The organism is Streptacidiphilus sp. BW17, assembly GCF_041262485.1.
Taxonomy (GTDB): domain Bacteria; phylum Actinomycetota; class Actinomycetes; order Streptomycetales; family Streptomycetaceae; genus Streptacidiphilus.
Genome location: NZ_JBGCCR010000001.1, coordinates 180,806 through 196,003 on the forward strand (window position 1 = coordinate 180,806; position 15,198 = coordinate 196,003).

The 15,198-nt window shown below is 71.2% G+C and carries 10 protein-coding genes and 3 tRNA genes; 5 read left to right on the top strand and 8 right to left on the bottom strand.

From position 1 onward, the window contains the following. The first annotated feature begins 101 nt into the window (after positions 1-101). Genes ABH940_RS00840 through ABH940_RS00850 form a run of 3 tightly spaced genes read left to right on the top strand, consistent with a single transcriptional unit; the run spans position 102 to position 1,717 of the window. Positions 102-497: an ArsR/SmtB family transcription factor gene (locus ABH940_RS00840; protein WP_370065261.1), complete on the top strand. Its 396-nt coding sequence runs from the start codon at positions 102-104 to the stop codon at positions 495-497. Further along, positions 494-1,252, top strand: coding sequence for an aquaporin (locus ABH940_RS00845; RefSeq protein ID WP_370065259.1), 759 nt, complete (start codon positions 494-496; stop codon positions 1,250-1,252). The genes ABH940_RS00840 and ABH940_RS00845 overlap by 4 nt, the downstream gene beginning before the upstream one ends. A gap of 54 nt (positions 1,253-1,306) precedes the next feature. Next, positions 1,307-1,717 carry an arsenate reductase ArsC gene (locus tag ABH940_RS00850; protein WP_370065257.1) on the top strand — a complete coding sequence of 137 codons (411 nt, stop codon included), beginning with the start codon at positions 1,307-1,309 and terminating at the stop codon, positions 1,715-1,717. Between the two features lie 66 nt (positions 1,718-1,783). Here ABH940_RS00850 and ABH940_RS00855 read toward each other — a convergent pair. The 4 genes from ABH940_RS00855 to ABH940_RS00870 all read right to left on the bottom strand — a co-directional run bounded on the left by ABH940_RS00855 (position 1,784) and on the right by ABH940_RS00870 (position 4,990). After that, positions 1,784-1,859, bottom strand: a tRNA-Arg gene (locus tag ABH940_RS00855). Positions 1,860-1,917: 58 nt separating this feature from the next. Further along, complete coding sequence (locus ABH940_RS00860) at positions 1,918-4,047, bottom strand: DUF4157 domain-containing protein (protein ID WP_370103921.1); 2,130 nt, start codon at positions 4,045-4,047, stop codon at positions 1,918-1,920. 450 nt (positions 4,048-4,497) lie between these two features. Continuing rightward, a tRNA-Arg gene (locus ABH940_RS00865) sits at positions 4,498-4,570 on the bottom strand. 329 nt (positions 4,571-4,899) lie between these two features. Then, a tRNA-Ser gene (locus ABH940_RS00870) sits at positions 4,900-4,990 on the bottom strand. A gap of 231 nt (positions 4,991-5,221) precedes the next feature. Here ABH940_RS00870 and ABH940_RS00875 point away from each other — a divergent pair. Continuing rightward, entirely contained in the window at positions 5,222-9,103 is a 3,882-nt protein-coding gene (locus tag ABH940_RS00875) for a PAS domain-containing protein (RefSeq protein WP_370103923.1), read from the top strand. Between the two features lie 77 nt (positions 9,104-9,180). Here ABH940_RS00875 and ABH940_RS00880 read toward each other — a convergent pair whose 3' ends face one another. After that, positions 9,181-10,137, bottom strand: a complete 957-nt coding sequence (locus ABH940_RS00880) for a hypothetical protein (RefSeq protein WP_370103924.1) — start codon at positions 10,135-10,137, stop codon at positions 9,181-9,183. Between the two features lie 436 nt (positions 10,138-10,573). Here ABH940_RS00880 and ABH940_RS00885 point away from each other — a divergent pair, with 436 nt between their 5' ends. Next, positions 10,574-11,077 carry an NUDIX domain-containing protein gene (locus ABH940_RS00885; protein ID WP_370103926.1) on the top strand — a complete coding sequence of 168 codons (504 nt, stop codon included), beginning with the start codon at positions 10,574-10,576 and terminating at the stop codon, positions 11,075-11,077. 80 nt (positions 11,078-11,157) lie between these two features. On the opposite strand, the gene ABH940_RS00890 is transcribed toward ABH940_RS00885, so the two are convergent. The 3 genes from ABH940_RS00890 to ABH940_RS00900 all read right to left on the bottom strand — a co-directional run bounded on the left by ABH940_RS00890 (position 11,158) and on the right by ABH940_RS00900 (position 15,172). Beyond that, the gene (locus tag ABH940_RS00890; RefSeq protein ID WP_370065247.1) at positions 11,158-12,846 is read right to left on the bottom strand and encodes a long-chain fatty acid--CoA ligase; all 1,689 of its coding nucleotides are present in this window, start codon (positions 12,844-12,846) and stop codon (positions 11,158-11,160) included. A 312-nt stretch (positions 12,847-13,158) separates the two neighbouring features. Beyond that, entirely contained in the window at positions 13,159-14,016 is an 858-nt protein-coding gene (locus ABH940_RS00895; protein ID WP_370065245.1) for a DUF1906 domain-containing protein, read from the bottom strand. Between the two features lie 94 nt (positions 14,017-14,110). Continuing rightward, positions 14,111-15,172 carry a GNAT family N-acetyltransferase gene (locus ABH940_RS00900; protein ID WP_370103928.1) on the bottom strand — a complete coding sequence of 354 codons (1,062 nt, stop codon included), beginning with the start codon at positions 15,170-15,172 and terminating at the stop codon, positions 14,111-14,113. Positions 15,173-15,198: the final 26 nt, after the last annotated feature.

The following is a 15,198-nucleotide window of genomic DNA, read 5'->3' on the forward strand; positions in this document are numbered from 1 at the left end:
CGGACCTCCACGGTCGTGAGCAGTCTGGGATCAGCTTGTTTCGACAGCCGTCGATACAGCCGAGCTTGCCTCGCTGGATCGATGGATGTCAACATAGACACATGTCGAATTCAGAGCTGACGGTCGTCGACCCGGACCAGGACGCGGGCGTCTGCTGCTCGCCGATGGTCCGCGAGCCGCTGGACGAGGTGGCCGCCGTCGACCTGGCCCACATGTTCAAGGCCCTGTCGGACCCGATCCGGCTGCGGCTGCTGTCGCTGATCGCGTCCTTCGCGGGCGGCGAGGCCTGCGTCTGCGAACTGACCGGACCGTTCGACGTCTCCCAGCCCACCATCTCCCACCACCTGAAGGTGCTGCGCGAAGCCGGTCTGGTCGGCAGCGAGCGGCGCGGGACCTGGGTCTACTACTGGGTGCTGCCTGCTGCCCTGGCCAAACTCTCCAGCCTGCTCCAGGCTCCTGCGGACACTCCGCCGACCGCGGACGGCAGCGCGAGATGACAGCTCCCGCCTCTCTCGCCCGTCGGGCTGCCGCCGAAGCCGTCGGGACCGGCGTGCTCGTCGCCGTCGTGATCGGTTCGGGCATCCAGGCCACCGAGCTGACCCCGGACGTCGGCCTGCAACTGCTGGCGAACTGCCTGGCGACCGTCTTCGGCCTCGCCGTGCTGATCGCGTTGATCGGCCCGGTCTCCGGGGCGCACTTCAACCCCGCTGTCACGCTTGCCGCTTGGTGGCACGGCCGTCGCGACGGGTCCGGCCCCGACCTGCGTGAGGTCGGCGTCTACGCACTCGCGCAGACCGCCGGAGCGATCGGCGGTGCCGTGCTCGCCAACGCGATGTTCGCCGAGCCGCTCGTGGCGTGGTCGACGCACCACCGTTCGGCGGGGCACCTCTGGCTCGCCGAGGGAGTGGCGACCGCCGGGTTGGTCTGGCTGATCTTCGGCCTCGGCCGCACCGGTCGCGACCGCTTCGCGCCGCTCGCGGTGGCGGCGTGGATCGGCGCTGCCTACTGGTTCACCTCCTCCACCAGCTTCGCCAACCCGGCCGTGACCGTCGGGCGGATGTTCAGCAACACCTTCGCCGGGATCGCGCCCGCGTCCGCCCCGGCCTTCGTCGCAGCCCAACTCGTCGGCGCCGCCGTCGGCCTGGCCCTGGTGGGCGTGGTGTTCGGCCGCCGCGAGCCCGCCGCTCCCGGCCCCGCAGCGACGCCCGCAGCGCCTGGGGACGAGCGCGAACTCGCCCACTCCCAGCGATAACCCACTCCCACCGCTAGTCCCCGCTAGCCCCCGCTCCCGGAATCGAGACGTCCCGTGCGCCAGCAACGCCCGACCGTGCTCTTCGTCTGCGTACACAACGCAGGCCGGTCGCAGATGGCCGCCGCCTTCCTCGCGCACCTCGCCGGTGACCGGGCGGAGGTGCTGTCGGCCGGTTCCGCGCCCGCCGACGCGGTCAATCCCGCCGTGGTCGAGGCCATGGCCGAGGTGGGCATCGACCTCTCCGCCAGGCGGCCGAAGGTTCTCACCACCGAGGCCGTGCAGGCCTCCGACGTCGTGATCACCATGGGCTGCGGGGACGCCTGCCCGGTCTTCCCAGGCAAGCGCTACCTGGACTGGAAGCTCGACGATCCGGCGGGCCGGGGCGTGGCCGCCGTCCGCCCCATCCGGGACGAGATCGAGCGGCGCATCCGCGGCCTGCTCACCGAGCTCGGCGTCGCGGGGTAGCACGCCGCGCAGCCTCCGAAAACTGCTGGAGGCCCCTCCCGTTCGATTCGGGAGGGGCCTCACGGCTGGTGCGCTCGGCAGGATTCGAACCTGCAACCTTTTGATCCGTAGTCAAATGCTCTATCCGTTGAGCTACGAGCGCGTGGCGCTACGGGTAGAACATTACACGACCACCGGTGGGGCCGACCGATTGCCTCGATCTACCTCCTCGGTCGCCGTTCGACCGACGACGGTGCCGCGGGTGCTCCGCTCAGGTCCAGGACTCCGGCCAGTTCGGACAGTCGGGCGAGTTGCTCCGCCTCGCTCCGGAGCCCGTTGGTCGGTTCCGGGGTCGAGCCGTCCCAGAAGTCGTGGGGCTCCCAGTCGGTCCGGTCCTTGAGCTTCTCCACGCTGCCGCCCGGGCCCTGTTGGGTGACCGCACCGTGGTGCGGGTGCTGCTCGGGGTGCTCCCCGGCCCGCAGCGGCTCGGCGGTCGCCATGGTCGCCGTCACCAGCGCCTGGGCGGCGTGGCGCCAGGTGAAGCTCTTCAGCGTCTCGTAGAGCCGGTCGGCGTCACCGCGCGCGGCCGGAAGCCTTCGGTGCAGCGTGGCGATGGCCGCGGCCCACGCCTGTGCCCGCTGGTCCCCGCCGCCGTCGACCTCGTGGCCACTCTCGGCGTCGATGTTGAAGGGCGCGTCGACCGTCATGCTGTCGCTGTAGTCGGTCACCTGCTTCAGGAACTGCGCCGCACCGCTCTCCCCGTTGACGAGGACCGGGATGCTGCGTCCCGCCGCCTCGGTGGCGACCAGCCCGAAGCCCTCGTGCAGCGAGGGCATGATCAGCGCGTGCGTGCGCTCCCGGTCGTTCTCCAGATCCGCGGGGTTCTTGCTGAAGGGAAGCATGGTGACGCCGCCCTCGCCTTCCGCGCTGATGATGGACATCCACTTGGCGTGCTCGGCCGCGTTCTTCTCCGGGTCCGGTCCGCCGCGGATCGTCAGGCGGACGTCAAGACCGTGGCCGCCCTGGGCGCGCGGGCGGCGCAGGATCCCGATGGCCTGGACAGCGGCCTCGACCCCCTTGATCTCGTCCGTGGCGCGTCCGGGGAGCAGCAGCTTCAGCTTCCTCGGCAGGTGCAGAAGGTACTTGGCCTTGTTGAGCATCGACGGCTCGACCGGAGTCCCGATCTCGGTTCCCGGCACGAAGCCGTGCAGCGCGGGGACCCGCAGGATCTGCTCCGACAGCCGCTCGGCCTCCCTCGCGAGCAGCGGACCGACGCCGGCCACCAGGTCGGCCTTGTGCATCAACTTGCGTTCCGTGGTGGCCTTCTTGGCGCCCTTCTCCGGCTGACGCTTGATCTTGTCCAGCCGCGCCGGGCTGGTGTGCAGGAAGTGCACCACCCGCGCGCCCGGGTACCAGGAGTCACGGATCTTCTGCGCGGCGGGACCGGAGAAGCGGGAGTGGCCGATGACCATGTCGAACGCGTCATCCGCCGCAGGCAGGCCGTGCTCGGCCGGAGCGCCCTCGGCCAGGACGTCGAGCCGGTCGCGGCCCTCCTTCACGCCGGGGACCAGGGCGTTGACGATCCTCGCGCCGCCGTGCTGGCGGGTCGTCTTCGCGTGGTCGTAGTCCTCGTGGTCGTCGACCGTGAGCAGCGTGACGTCGTGGTCGTGGTTGAGCCCCTTGACCAGCTCCATGTTGAAGACCGGAACCCCCCCGAGCCCCAGACCGCTCTCGTCGCAGACGACCAGCACCCTGCGGCGGTGCTGGGCGGCTGCGTCCTGCTGGTCGCCGTTCCCCCGCATGCGCTGCACGGTGGCCGGCTGCGCGGCGCTGCGCTGAACCGCCGGGTCGGGACCCTCGTGCGCATGGCCGCCCTCGGCGCAGCGCTGCACGGGCGCGGGGGCGTCAGCCAGACGCTCGTTGGCGCTCGCCGCCCGTTCGAAAGGGTCCCCCGGGTCCGAAACGCGCACGCCGTCGCCGCGGTCGGTGCCCGCGACGGGTCCCTTGCGCTGCTGCGAGACGTGGGTCAGCTCGTGGAACAGAGTCCGGTCGTCGACCGTGCCCGTCCCGGAAACGATCGCGTTGCCCACGGTGTACGCACGCGCACCCACGCTCGCCGCGGACCGCTGGGCCACCGCGTCGGTGTGCAGGCGTACGGCGGAGAAGTCCTCCCGGAACACCGACTCGGCCTGCTGCCGCTTCACCGGATCCAGCGGGGCCCCGCTCCTGGACGTCACTTCCTGGATCGCCGCCCCGGCGTCCGCTTGGGAGTCCGCTTCGGAGGGACGTCCCGAGCGCTGCAGCATCTGGACCACGGCGGCGTTGCCGACCGTCCCTTGCAGCGATCCCACCCATGTCGACGGTGCGGCGGACGACGGCTGTGGCGCTCGTCCCGACGACCGAGCTGGCCGCTGCCTGTCGGTTCGCTTGTCCTCGTACGTGCTCATCGCGATCCTCAGTCCGGGGCGCTGTACCAACAAGGGGACATATCACGGTAGTTGCAATGCTTCCAGCCGCACAAGAATCGGCGGCTACGGGCTGTGCCGCCGGAAGAGACGAAGGGGCCGCCCGTAGTTGACGGAGCGTCGACCACTGTCCACGGAGCGTCGGCGACCGCCGGGCGTGCCACGTGGGCCCGACCGGGACGTGGGTGGGTGGGCCCTTGCCTTCGCGCTGCGGGGACATCGACTCCGCGCCTGAGACCTGCGACACATCCCCGCTACCGGGCTCTCAACCCACGGATGCAATCACCCCATGACGCCAGAAGCCCCGCACTGTTCAGTGCGGGGCTTCTGATCTTGTGCGCTCGGCAGGATTCGAACCTGCAACCTTTTGATCCGTAGTCAAATGCTCTATCCGTTGAGCTACGAGCGCCTGTTCTGTTGTCTTGCTCGGTCTCTCAGGGCTTTCTCTCGTCCGCCCCTCGCGGCCTCACGGGAAGAACATTACACGACCTCCAGCCGGAGACGAAATCGACTATTCGCACCGCCGTCACCCAGCCCCACCTGCGACTGACGCACCGAGGCCCGGCCGCCGCGCGACGCCGCACAGGACGCGACGGCGAGGAGCCCGCGCGCAGAGCGTCCAGGCAGCTGGGCCCCGCGACACCCCCGAGCGCACAAGAGGCGACGCAAACATTCACACACCGCCACAAACAGCGAAGGCCCCGACCTGTGTGACAGGTCGGGGCCTTGCTCAGGGAGCGGAGGCTGAGGGATTTGAACCCTCGATGGGCTTTAAGGCCCAAACCGCATTAGCAGTGCGGCGCCATAGACCGGACTAGGCGAAGCCTCCTCAGGCGCTCGTGCTCACCGACTGGCGATCACGACCGTCTGCATGGATGATGCCACAACCCTGGGGGTCGCGGCTAACCCTCGACAACGTTACTAGGCAGGTCGCCGCGATCGCAAAAACAATGCGATAGTGCTAGCTGGCCGAATCCCGGCGTCGGACCCGTCCGGTGCCCGCTCGTCCGGGATCCAGCCAGCAAGGCAGCACGGATGCGAGCTAGGAGGACCTCCCGTCGTGAGCAGCAGGCCGACCCGAGGCACTGCTCGCCTCGCCGCGATACTCGACGCCCTCCCCGACGCCTTGTTGCTGGTGAACAGCAACGGCACCGTTGTCGACGCCAACGACGCAGCGGTGCAGAGCATGCAGGCCCCTGGGACGTCGCTGGTCGGACGGGGCGTGCTGGACCTACTCCCGGATTTCGACCCGAGTCGGATCCCCGGATCGATGCGCCCGCGCGGCAACAGCCGCGGCGACGGGTCGGACGGGGACGACGACGCACCCGTGCGGATGACCGCGCGGCGCACGGACGGGTCGGCGTTCCCGGTCGAGGTGCAGGCCGCGGAGTTCGAGGACGACGGACGGACCTACGCGTCCGGTGGCGGCAACGGCCTCGGCGGCGGCCTCGGGAGCAGCAGCCTCGGCGGGGGCGGCGGCTACTACGGCGCGACTGTGACCATCGCCTCGCCGAGCGAACGCGAACTGCTGCTGATCGTGGTGCGCGACCTCCAGCCCCGGCTCGAGGTCGAGGCCGAGCTGCGCCGTCAGCACAAGCAGACCGAGATGATCCTGCGCGCCGCGGCCGAGGGCGTCGTCGGCGTCGACACCGACGGCCGGGTGGTGCTGGTCAACCCGGCCGCCGCGCACATCCTCGGCCACCGGGCCGGTGAGCTGGGCGGCCAGGAGCTGCTGCCGCTGGTGATGCACTCCCGCGCGGACGGCTCGCCGCTGCCGCCCGAGGAGTCACCGCTGACGGACACGCTGAGCTCGGGCCGCCGTCACCGGGTCCGCTCGGCGACGCTGTGGCGCAAGGACGGAAAGCCGGTGACGGTCGAGCTGTCCACCGCACCGGTGCGGGACGGGGAGCAGTTCGTCGGCGCGGTGATGACGTTCACCGACCGGACCGCGTACCTGGCCCTCGAAGCCCGCCACGACCACCTGACCGCCGTGATGGAGCAGGAGCTGCGCAGCCCGCTGGACCGGCTGAACGAGACGCTGGAGCAACTCGCCCGCGACCCCGCAGGCCAGCTGTGGCCGGAGGCGAACTGGGTGCTGCGCCGCCTCGCCGACGAGTGCCGCCGCACCTCGCAACTGCTCGACGGGGTGCTGGAGTACCAGCGCTTCGACGCCGCGCTGGATGCAGGCCAGGAGCAGCTGCAGCGCGAACCGGTCGCGCTGGAGAAGGTGCTCAACGAGGCGATCGCCGAGGCCACGACCATCCTGGGCGAGGGCCGGGTCGAGTTCTCCGTGCACCCCTCGCCGGTCGAGGTCGAGGTGGACGAGAAGCGGCTGGCAGGGGCGGTCGCGCACCTGATCGCGGACGTGGCCCTCCCGACGGAGTCGGCGTCGACGGCGTCGAACGGCGAGGACGGCGACGGCGGCTCCGGTCACCGGGGCGGCAACGGTGGCCGGAACAGCGGCGGACGCGGCGCCGGCGCGCGGGGCAGCAACGGACGCGGCAGCGACCTGTTCGGCATGGCAGTCGGCATGGCGTCCGGGCTCTCCGGACGGCGTCACCGGGGCAACGGCCCTGAGACGGCCGTGGTGATAGCGGCAGCGCAGCGCGGCGAGGTGGCCCGGATCGAGATCCGCGGCCCCGGCGTCGGCGGCGGGGCGGCCCACCTGCCCATCGCACGCGGCGTGGTGGAGCACCACGGCGGCGTGCTGCAGTCGTACGAACTCCCCGGGCGCGAGGGGCTGACCTACGTGGTCGAGCTGCCGCTCGACCCGGAGAACGTGGCCGTGACCCGCCCCCTGCCCGCGCCCGGCGAGAACGCGACGGCGATCCTGCCGGACCTGCCGCCGGAGCTCGCCGCCATCGGCGAGGGCCGCGAGGGCCGCGAGGGACACGAGGACGGCACCGGCGAACGCCGTGAGGGCCGGACGGGGCGCGCCGCGGCCAAGGCCGGGAAGGCCGCCCAGGCCGGGAACACCCGGAACGCCGCGACCGCCGCCGAGCCGGCCGACGGGACCTCGGACGGGGCCGGACTGCCCGCGTTGCCCCCCGGGCTGTCCTCCCAGGACGAGGGCGGCGCCGCGACGGAACGGGAGGCGGCCGCAGCCGCAGCCGGATCGGCGGAGGCCCCGGCCACGGACACGCCGTCCCAGGGCACCGACCGGTCGCGCCGACGCAACCGCCTGCCCGCACCCGAGGTGGTCCGCCCGCCGCGCTCCGCCGCCCAGGCACAGGCCGAGGCCGAAGCGGAAGCAGCAGCCGCTGCAGCCGAAGCGCAGGCACAGGCGCACGCGCAGGGCCAGGCCGCCGACGGCGCGCAGGGCTCCGGCTCGGGCGAGTTCCCGGGCCTGATCGGCGGGCCCGTCTACCCAGGGCTGGAGCACGCCCTGCCCCCGGCCGGGAGCATCGTGCAGCCCGAACCGCGCCGCGCGCCCAACGGCGGCAACGGCCGGCGTCGGCGTCTGGCCCTCGGCCCGGCGACGGGTGACGCCGCGCCTCCCGCCGCCTCGGCGGCGCTGGAGCCGGTGCAGCAGATGGGCCTACCGGAGATGTCGCCGGACAGCGACCTCCCCCACGCCGACTCAACCCTGCCAGAGCCGTTCGGCGGACGCTTCGGCGGCCAGGCGCAGCAGCAGGGCAACGGCCTCAACTCCCTGAACGGCCAAGGCCACGACCCGAACCAGGCCCCCAACCAGGGGCAGCAGCAGGGCCGGCACCCGAACCAGAACCCGTCCCAGGCCTCGGCACAGGCTCCAGCACAGCGCCGTCGCGCGCACGCCGCGCACCAGGCGCAGGCGCAGGCGCAGGGCCAGGGGCAGGCGCAGGGGCAACTGCAGGGCGGCCAGGACGCGCCCCAGGACCAGCCGGGCCAGCAGCGCGGCCCGCTCGCCCTCGGGCCGGGCGTGCCGTCGCAGGCCCGTCAGCGCGGCAACGGCCTGCACGGCGGCGCCCCGATCCCGCTGCCGCCCGGCGGCGGAGGCACGCTCGGCGGCAACACCGGCGTGATGAGCCTGTCCCAGTCGCCGCTCCAGTCGGTGCAGACGCCGCCCAAGGGAACACAGCTGACGGGTGGTCACCAGGATCCGCTGGGCGGACCGCAGTCCCACCTCCCGCAGCAGCAGGGACACCAGCAACAACCGCCGCTGAACGACAACGGCCCGACCGCCGAGAGCGGCCCTGAGTTCATCGCCGGCGCCGACTACCCGACCATGGTCACCCCCGCCTCCGACGGCCATCCGCGACGGCTGCTGGTCTGGCCGGAACCGGATCCGTCGACCCGTCAGGCGCTCCAGGACCGCGGCTACCGACCCGTCATCGTCCGCTCCCGCGAGGAGGTCGACGCGCAGGTCACCGGCTACCCGGCGGCGCTCTTCGTCGACCCGCTGACCGGGCCGATCACCCGGACCGCGTTGCAGTCGCTGCGCACCGCCGCCGGGGACGCCAACGTGCCGGTGCTGGTCACCGCCGGCCTCGGCCAGGCCACCCCGGAGGCCGCGTACGGCGCGGACCCTGCCGTCCTGCTGCGCGCCCTCGCGCCGCGCGACAGCGAACGCCACGCGCCCCGCGTCCTGCTGGTCGAACAGGACCCGCACATCACCGCCGCCTTCACGGCGACGCTGGAACGGCGCGGCATGCACGTCGAGCACGCGGCGTCGGAGAACGACGCGGTCTCGCGCGCTGGCAGCGTGCAGCCCAACCTCGTGGTGATGGACCTGATGCTGATCCGCCGTCGCCGGATGGGCATCGTCGACTGGCTGCGCAGCAACAACCGGCTCCACCGCACGCCCCTCGTCGTCTACACCTCTGTGGACGGCGCGGAACAGCGCGCGGGCCTGCGCTCGGGCGAGACCGTCCTCTTCCTCGCCGAACGCTCCACCTCCCCGGAGGTCCAGGCCCGCATCGTCGACCTGCTGGGCAAGATCGGCTCCCTCGGCGAGGCCTGACGGAGTGTCATATCAAACGAACCGGGACTGATGCGCAGCGCATCAGTCCCGGTTCGAGGTCGCTCAGGCCGGGCCCGTCAGCCCTGGTAGGCGGGGAGCCCGGCGTGGGTGGTGACCCGGACCGGTCCGCCGCGGCCGTGGTCGAGCATGACGTCGGTGCCGGTCGGGGTGCGGAAGGCGATGTCGGCGCCGTTGGCCGAGAAGGTCGGCTCGGTGTAGTTGGTCGTGGCGTGCGGCGTGAGGTCCTGGACCACGGGCTTCGAACCGGAGAAGGTCCCCTCGAAGATGTGGTCGTGGCCCCCGACGGAGCGGACGAAGACGACCTCGTCGCCGTTGGGGGAGAGCGCGGCCTCGGAGCCCTGGAAGACCTCGCTGCCCTGCTGGCGGATGTAGTCGTCGCGGATGTAGACGTCACCGGTGTGGGTGTTGTCGTACACGATCGAGCCGTAGGTGCCACCCGAGTTCGGCCAGTTGTTCTCGGTCATGGGCAGACCGGACTCCCCGGCGTACGGGTTCAGCGACAGCAGGGCGGGCGAGCCACCGTGCGCGGTGGCGGCGACGGTCTCCAGGCGCGTGGTGCCGGTCTTCGAGGAGACGAAGATCAGGTTGTCCTTGCCGGGGATCCCGTCCGCCGAATCTGCCTTCGCGACCTGCCAGGTGGGGTGGGACCAGATCTGCCCACCGGGGTTCTTGGCCACGACGACGCGGCCGCTGCCGTTCGGGTTCGCGACGTCCAGGTTGCCGAAGCTGTCGACGAACGCGGCCTTGGTGCCGCTCGGGTTCCAGGCGAGGTCGCGGACGTCGGTGCCGAAGTCGACCCACTTGCCGTCGATCATGACCCACGGCGAGCCGTCGCTGATGGTCAGCCCGTTGGCTGCGCTCAGACCGTTGCTCGCGGCGCTGATGGCGAACGTCGGGGCCGCGGTGGACATACCGCGCGAGGCCGCGTCGGCGACGGTGGGCGCAAACGCGCCGGCCACGGCGGCTGCGGCGATGACGACGGCGGCGGCGGTGCGGCGATGACGAACGGTCATGGCGGTGTCTCCCCTGGTACGGCGGTGGTCGCGAGCCGGAAACCGCAGTTGCCGCTCCGTGCGATGTGAGAATCGTGTCAACGGAAGGTCGTGGAACTGTGAGGCTGATGTCACCGCCTCGCAACAGCCCGCGATCACGTACCTGCCCAAGGTCGCACAACTGGACCACGAGCGGGCTGTGGTGACGTCACTCCGACAAGACCCCGCGGGGATCAGGCAGACCGCCAAAGCCTGACGAGGCCGAAGGCCCGGACTACACCGGCAGTTCGGGCCTTCGGCGTTAGTGGCCAGTGGGCCGCGTCAGGGGGCGTAGTAACGCCCTCGGCGACAGCCTGGCGACCTACCTTAGACGCGGAGTCCCAGGAGCAACCGACCTGGAGCGCCGCGCACGCGAGGCACTGTTCTAGCACCCGCACCGCCGGAAGGACCCACCGACGTGGTCCAGCAGACCGCCGACCAGCCCACCGCCCTCAAGCCTGCAACCGAGTCGATGACCCTGCTGGTCGCCGCCGTCATCGTCCACGACCTTGAGAGTCAGCGGGTCGTCCTGATCCAACGCGGCCCCAAGGCAAAGTTCGCGCAAGGCATGTGGGACCTTCCCGTCGGTAAGAGCGAGCCTGGGGAACCCATCACCGAGACGGCCGTGCGCGAGCTCAAGGAGGAAACCGGCCTGGTGGTTGCCGTGGATGATCTCCGACTGGCCCACGTCATTCACGGGGCTCGCGGGGTCGAAGCACCCAACGGTTTCCTGACCTTCGTCTTTGCTGCTCACCGCTGGTCCGGCAACCTCACCAACGGCGAGCCGGAGAAGCACACGCAGGTCGCGTGGGTGGCTACGAACGAGATCCCGGAAGCCTTCGTGCCCACTACCGGCAGTGCGCTGACCCGGTACCTTCACGACGGACCGCAGGTCTCGGTGGACTCCTGGGGGTCCCAATGAACGAGCGGTCCGGTTCGGCGGCCACCTGAACCACCGGTGACCGCCGGAACACTCCAGCAGCTCAGCAGTAGCGAGCAGGCTCAGCCCTGCCCGCCCTTGCCTGGCTTGGTGTCGTCCCAGGTGACGTCCAACTCGCCCGCCGCGTACTCGGCGCGGATGACCTTCTTGTCGAACTTCCCCACGCTCGTCTTCGGGACCGACTCGATCACGGACCAGCGCTCCGGGAGTTGCCAGGAGGCGACGCGCTCGGCGAGGAAGGCGCGGAGGTCGGCGAAGCCGATGGTGGTGTCCGGGCGGAGGACGACGGTGGCGAGGGGGCGTTCGCCCCACTTCTCGTCCGGGACGGCGACGACGGCGGCCTCCAGGACGTCGGGGTGGGCCATCAGATGGTTCTCAAGCTCGACGCTGGAGATCCACTCGCCGCCGGACTTGATGACGTCCTTGGCGCGGTCGGTCAAGGTCAGGAAGCCGTCGGGGCTGATGGTGCCGACGTCGCCGGTGCGGAGCCAGCCGTCCTCGCTGAACTTGTCCGAGGAGAGCTGCTCGTCGCCGTAGTAGGACCCGGCGATCCACGGACCGCGGACCTCCAACTCGCCCGTGCTGACGCCGTCGTGCGGGGCGGGGCGGCCGTCGGGGCCGATGATCCGGGGCTCGACGGAGGCCGGGAAGCGGCCCTGGGTGAGGCGGTAGGGCCACTCCTCCTCGGCGGTCAGCCCGCCCGGCGGCAGGGCGAAGGAGCCCAGCGGCGAGGTCTCGGTCATGCCCCAGGCGTGGACCAGGGTGATCCGATGGCGCTCCTCGAACGCCTTCATCAGGGACGGCGGGCAGGCGGAGCCGCCGATCACGACGCGGCTCAGCGACGAGGTGTCATAGGGGTTCGCGTCCAGCTCGCCCAGCAGGCCGGTCCAGATGGTCGGCACGGCGGCGCTGACCGTCGGCCGCTCCGCCTGGATCATCTGCGCCAGCGGCTTGGGCTGCAGGAACCGGTCCGGCATCAGCAGCGAGGTGCCGACCATGAACGCGGCGTGCGGCAGGCCCCAGGCGTTGACGTGGAACATCGGGACGACGGTCAGCGCCTTGTCGGCGGAGGTGAGCGCGAAGTCCTCGGCGGAGATGACCTGGAGGCAGTGCAGGTAGATCGACCGGTGGCTGTAGACGACGCCCTTGGGGTCGCCCGTGGTGCCGGAGGTGTAGCACATCGCGGCGGCGGTGCGTTCGTCCAGGTCGGTCGGGAAGGGGTAGCTGGTCGGCCGGTCGGCGATCAGCTCCTCGTAGGTGTGGATCGCGATGCCGCGTGCGGCGAAGCCGTCCAGCAGCGCCATGCTCCCGGCGTCCGCCGGTCCCACGACCACGACATGACGCAGCGTCGGCTGGAGCTGCGGCAGCAGCGGTGCCAGCATCGGCAGCAGGGTGCTGTTGACAAGGATCGCGTGGTCGCCGGCGTGGTTGATGATGAAGGAGAGCTGGGCGGCGGGCAGGCGCAGGTTGAGCGTGTGCAGGACCGCGCCCATCGACGGCACCGCCAGGTAGATCTCCTGGTGCTCGGTGTTGTTCCACATCAGGGTGGCGACGCGCTGGTCACCGGTGACGCCCAACTCGTCGCGGAGCGCGTGGGCAAGCTGCGCGGCACGGGCCCCGACCTCGGCGAAGGTCCGGCTCTCGGTGCTCTCACCGTTCCAGGTGGCCACGGTCGATCCGCCGTGGAAGGTCGAACCGTGGGCCAGGATCCGGCCTACGGTGAGCGGAACGTCCTGCATCGTGCTGAGCACCTGGGTCCTCCTTGACCTGACCTGGCCTGAGCCGGTCGGAGCCGACTCCCCCTCCTCCCACCATGGTGGTCCGGGCGGCCTCGGCCGCGCGTCCTACTGGCGAGTAGGGGCGTACCGGGAGATTCTCGTCCCCACCAGGGCCCCAGGCAATGGCCGGGGCGCCGACCATCAGCCCGGATACGGGTGCGGCCGCACAATGCCCCCGCTGCGCTCAGCGGTCATCCGTCCGCAGGTCCGCAGTCAGCCGTCCACAGATCCGCAGGTCCGCAATCCGCAGTCACCAGTGAGCAGTGACCAGTGACCAGTGACCAGTCAGCCGACGACGGCGACGGGCCCGTCGACCGCGTTGCGGTCGATCAGCAGGCCCTGACCGCCGTGGTCCTCGACGTGGTTGGCGAGGTACTGGTGCAACCTCCGGTGCCCGGACCACTGGCTCGCGCCGAGCGCGTGGTAGCCGTCCGTCGAGTTGCGGCGGTCCCAGCGCGCGTACCAGATCACGTCCGGCAGGCCGTTCTGCTGGGCGGTACTGGTCAGCGCCGCCTCCCGGTAGGCGGAGAGGGACGCCAGGTCCGCCACGCCGGAGTTGGCGGAGCTGTAGAAGCCTGCCAGGTAGCCGCCGGAGTGCACCGCGCGGGACCACGCCGTGGTGTAGCGGAGCACGGCCAGGCTGCACCTGCCCCGGTCGCGCACGTACGCCTCCATGTCCAGGTAGATCGGGCTCGACGCGCCCAGTCCGAGTGCGCGAGCCGCCCTGACCGCGTCCGCACCCTCGCTCTGGCCCTGGTTGAAACCGGACCAGTAGCCGATCCGCTCGCCCCGGCCGTGCGGGCTGGCGACGCACGGGGCCTGCGCGCCGACGTAGAGGGGGAGCAGCCGCCAGCCCATGGCGGTGGCCTGCTGCACATACGCGCGGTTGAGCCGGGGCTGCGCGCAGCCGCGGTTGATGCCGCCGATGTAGATGCCGAGCGCGCCGTAGGGCGAGGATCTCCGCCAGGCGCGGAGCAGCGAGAGAGCCGGTGCCGAGCAGGTGTCGAAGGCCTGCCCGTGGAAGACCTGTGGTCCTCTGTACACGGGCTCGGCGGCCTGGGTCGGGGATGCCAGCGCCGGTACGGAGAGCAGCGCGAGCATCGTGCAGAGAAGAGAGCGCAGAGCGGTTCGCGGTTTGGTCACATCCGATCGTGAGCTGATTGTCCGTTATCTGACGATATGCCACGCCCGAGTAAGGACATTACCGTCTGGAGACTCCTTACCCCATGCTGGACCGTCAGCCCTCCGCACTTCCCGACGCGTCCGCCTCCGCCGCCTCCGCTGCCTTGATCAGCTTGCGCTGGGCCACCCAGGTCTTCGCGGGCCGGAAGCCGACCCGCTCGTAGACGGAGGGCGCGCCGGTGGGCGAGTCGGCGTCGACGCCGAGCGAGGCGGTGTCGAAGCCGTCCGCCTGCGCGATCCGCAGCACGTGCGTGAGCAGCGCCGACGCGATGCCGCGCTTGCGGCCCGCGCGTGCCGTGCCGACCAGGGCGACGTAGAGGTTGCGCTTGCCGGTGACCTGCCGCTGCTTCTCGAACTCCTCGCCGAGCACGATCCCCAGCGGCGCTCCGCCGGCCTCGTCGTAGGCGACGAGGCTGTACTGCGCACGGAACGCGGAACCCTCGACGAAGCGGGCCCAGCTCTCCGGGTCCATGGGCGTGTAGTCGAAGTGGTCGCGGAAGGAGTCGTTGCGCACCCGCAGCGCGTCCGCCGACCGCTGCGACGTGAACTGCCTGACCACGACGCCGCGGGGCGCGGGCGTCGGGGGCAAGCCGGCCACCGCCTCGGCCAGGTCGGCGACCTTCATGTCGTGGAACCACCGGATCTGCTCGTAGCCGAGCCGGTGGAACAGCTCCATGGTCGGCTCCGCGTCGACCGGGCAGCCCGAGTTCAGCGCCAACGCGCACCCCGGGAAGCGCTCCTCGTGCAGCGGCAGCGCCGCACGCTCCGCCCAGCGCAGCAACTCCGTACCGATGCCCCGGCCTCGGTACTCCGGGTCGACCCCGCCCCGCTGCCGGGACTCGTGCGCCGGGTTGGTCGCACTCCTGGCGATCAGCACAGCGAAGCCGACCATGCGGTCGCCGTCCCAGACGCTCATGCTGCCGCGCGGGTAGTCCTGGTTGGGGCTGTCGAAGTCCTCGAGCAGGTCCTGCTCCGAGAAGTTGTCGTCGGTCTGCTGGTCCGCCTCGATCGCGTCGATCAGCCGCACCCAGGCAGTCACGTCGGCGGTCCCGATCGGACGCCAGACGTAGTCGCTCGGGGCCTCGCCTGCACGGTCGGCTGCTCGGTCAGCGCTCATGGTTCGGATTGTCGACCTCGGCTGTG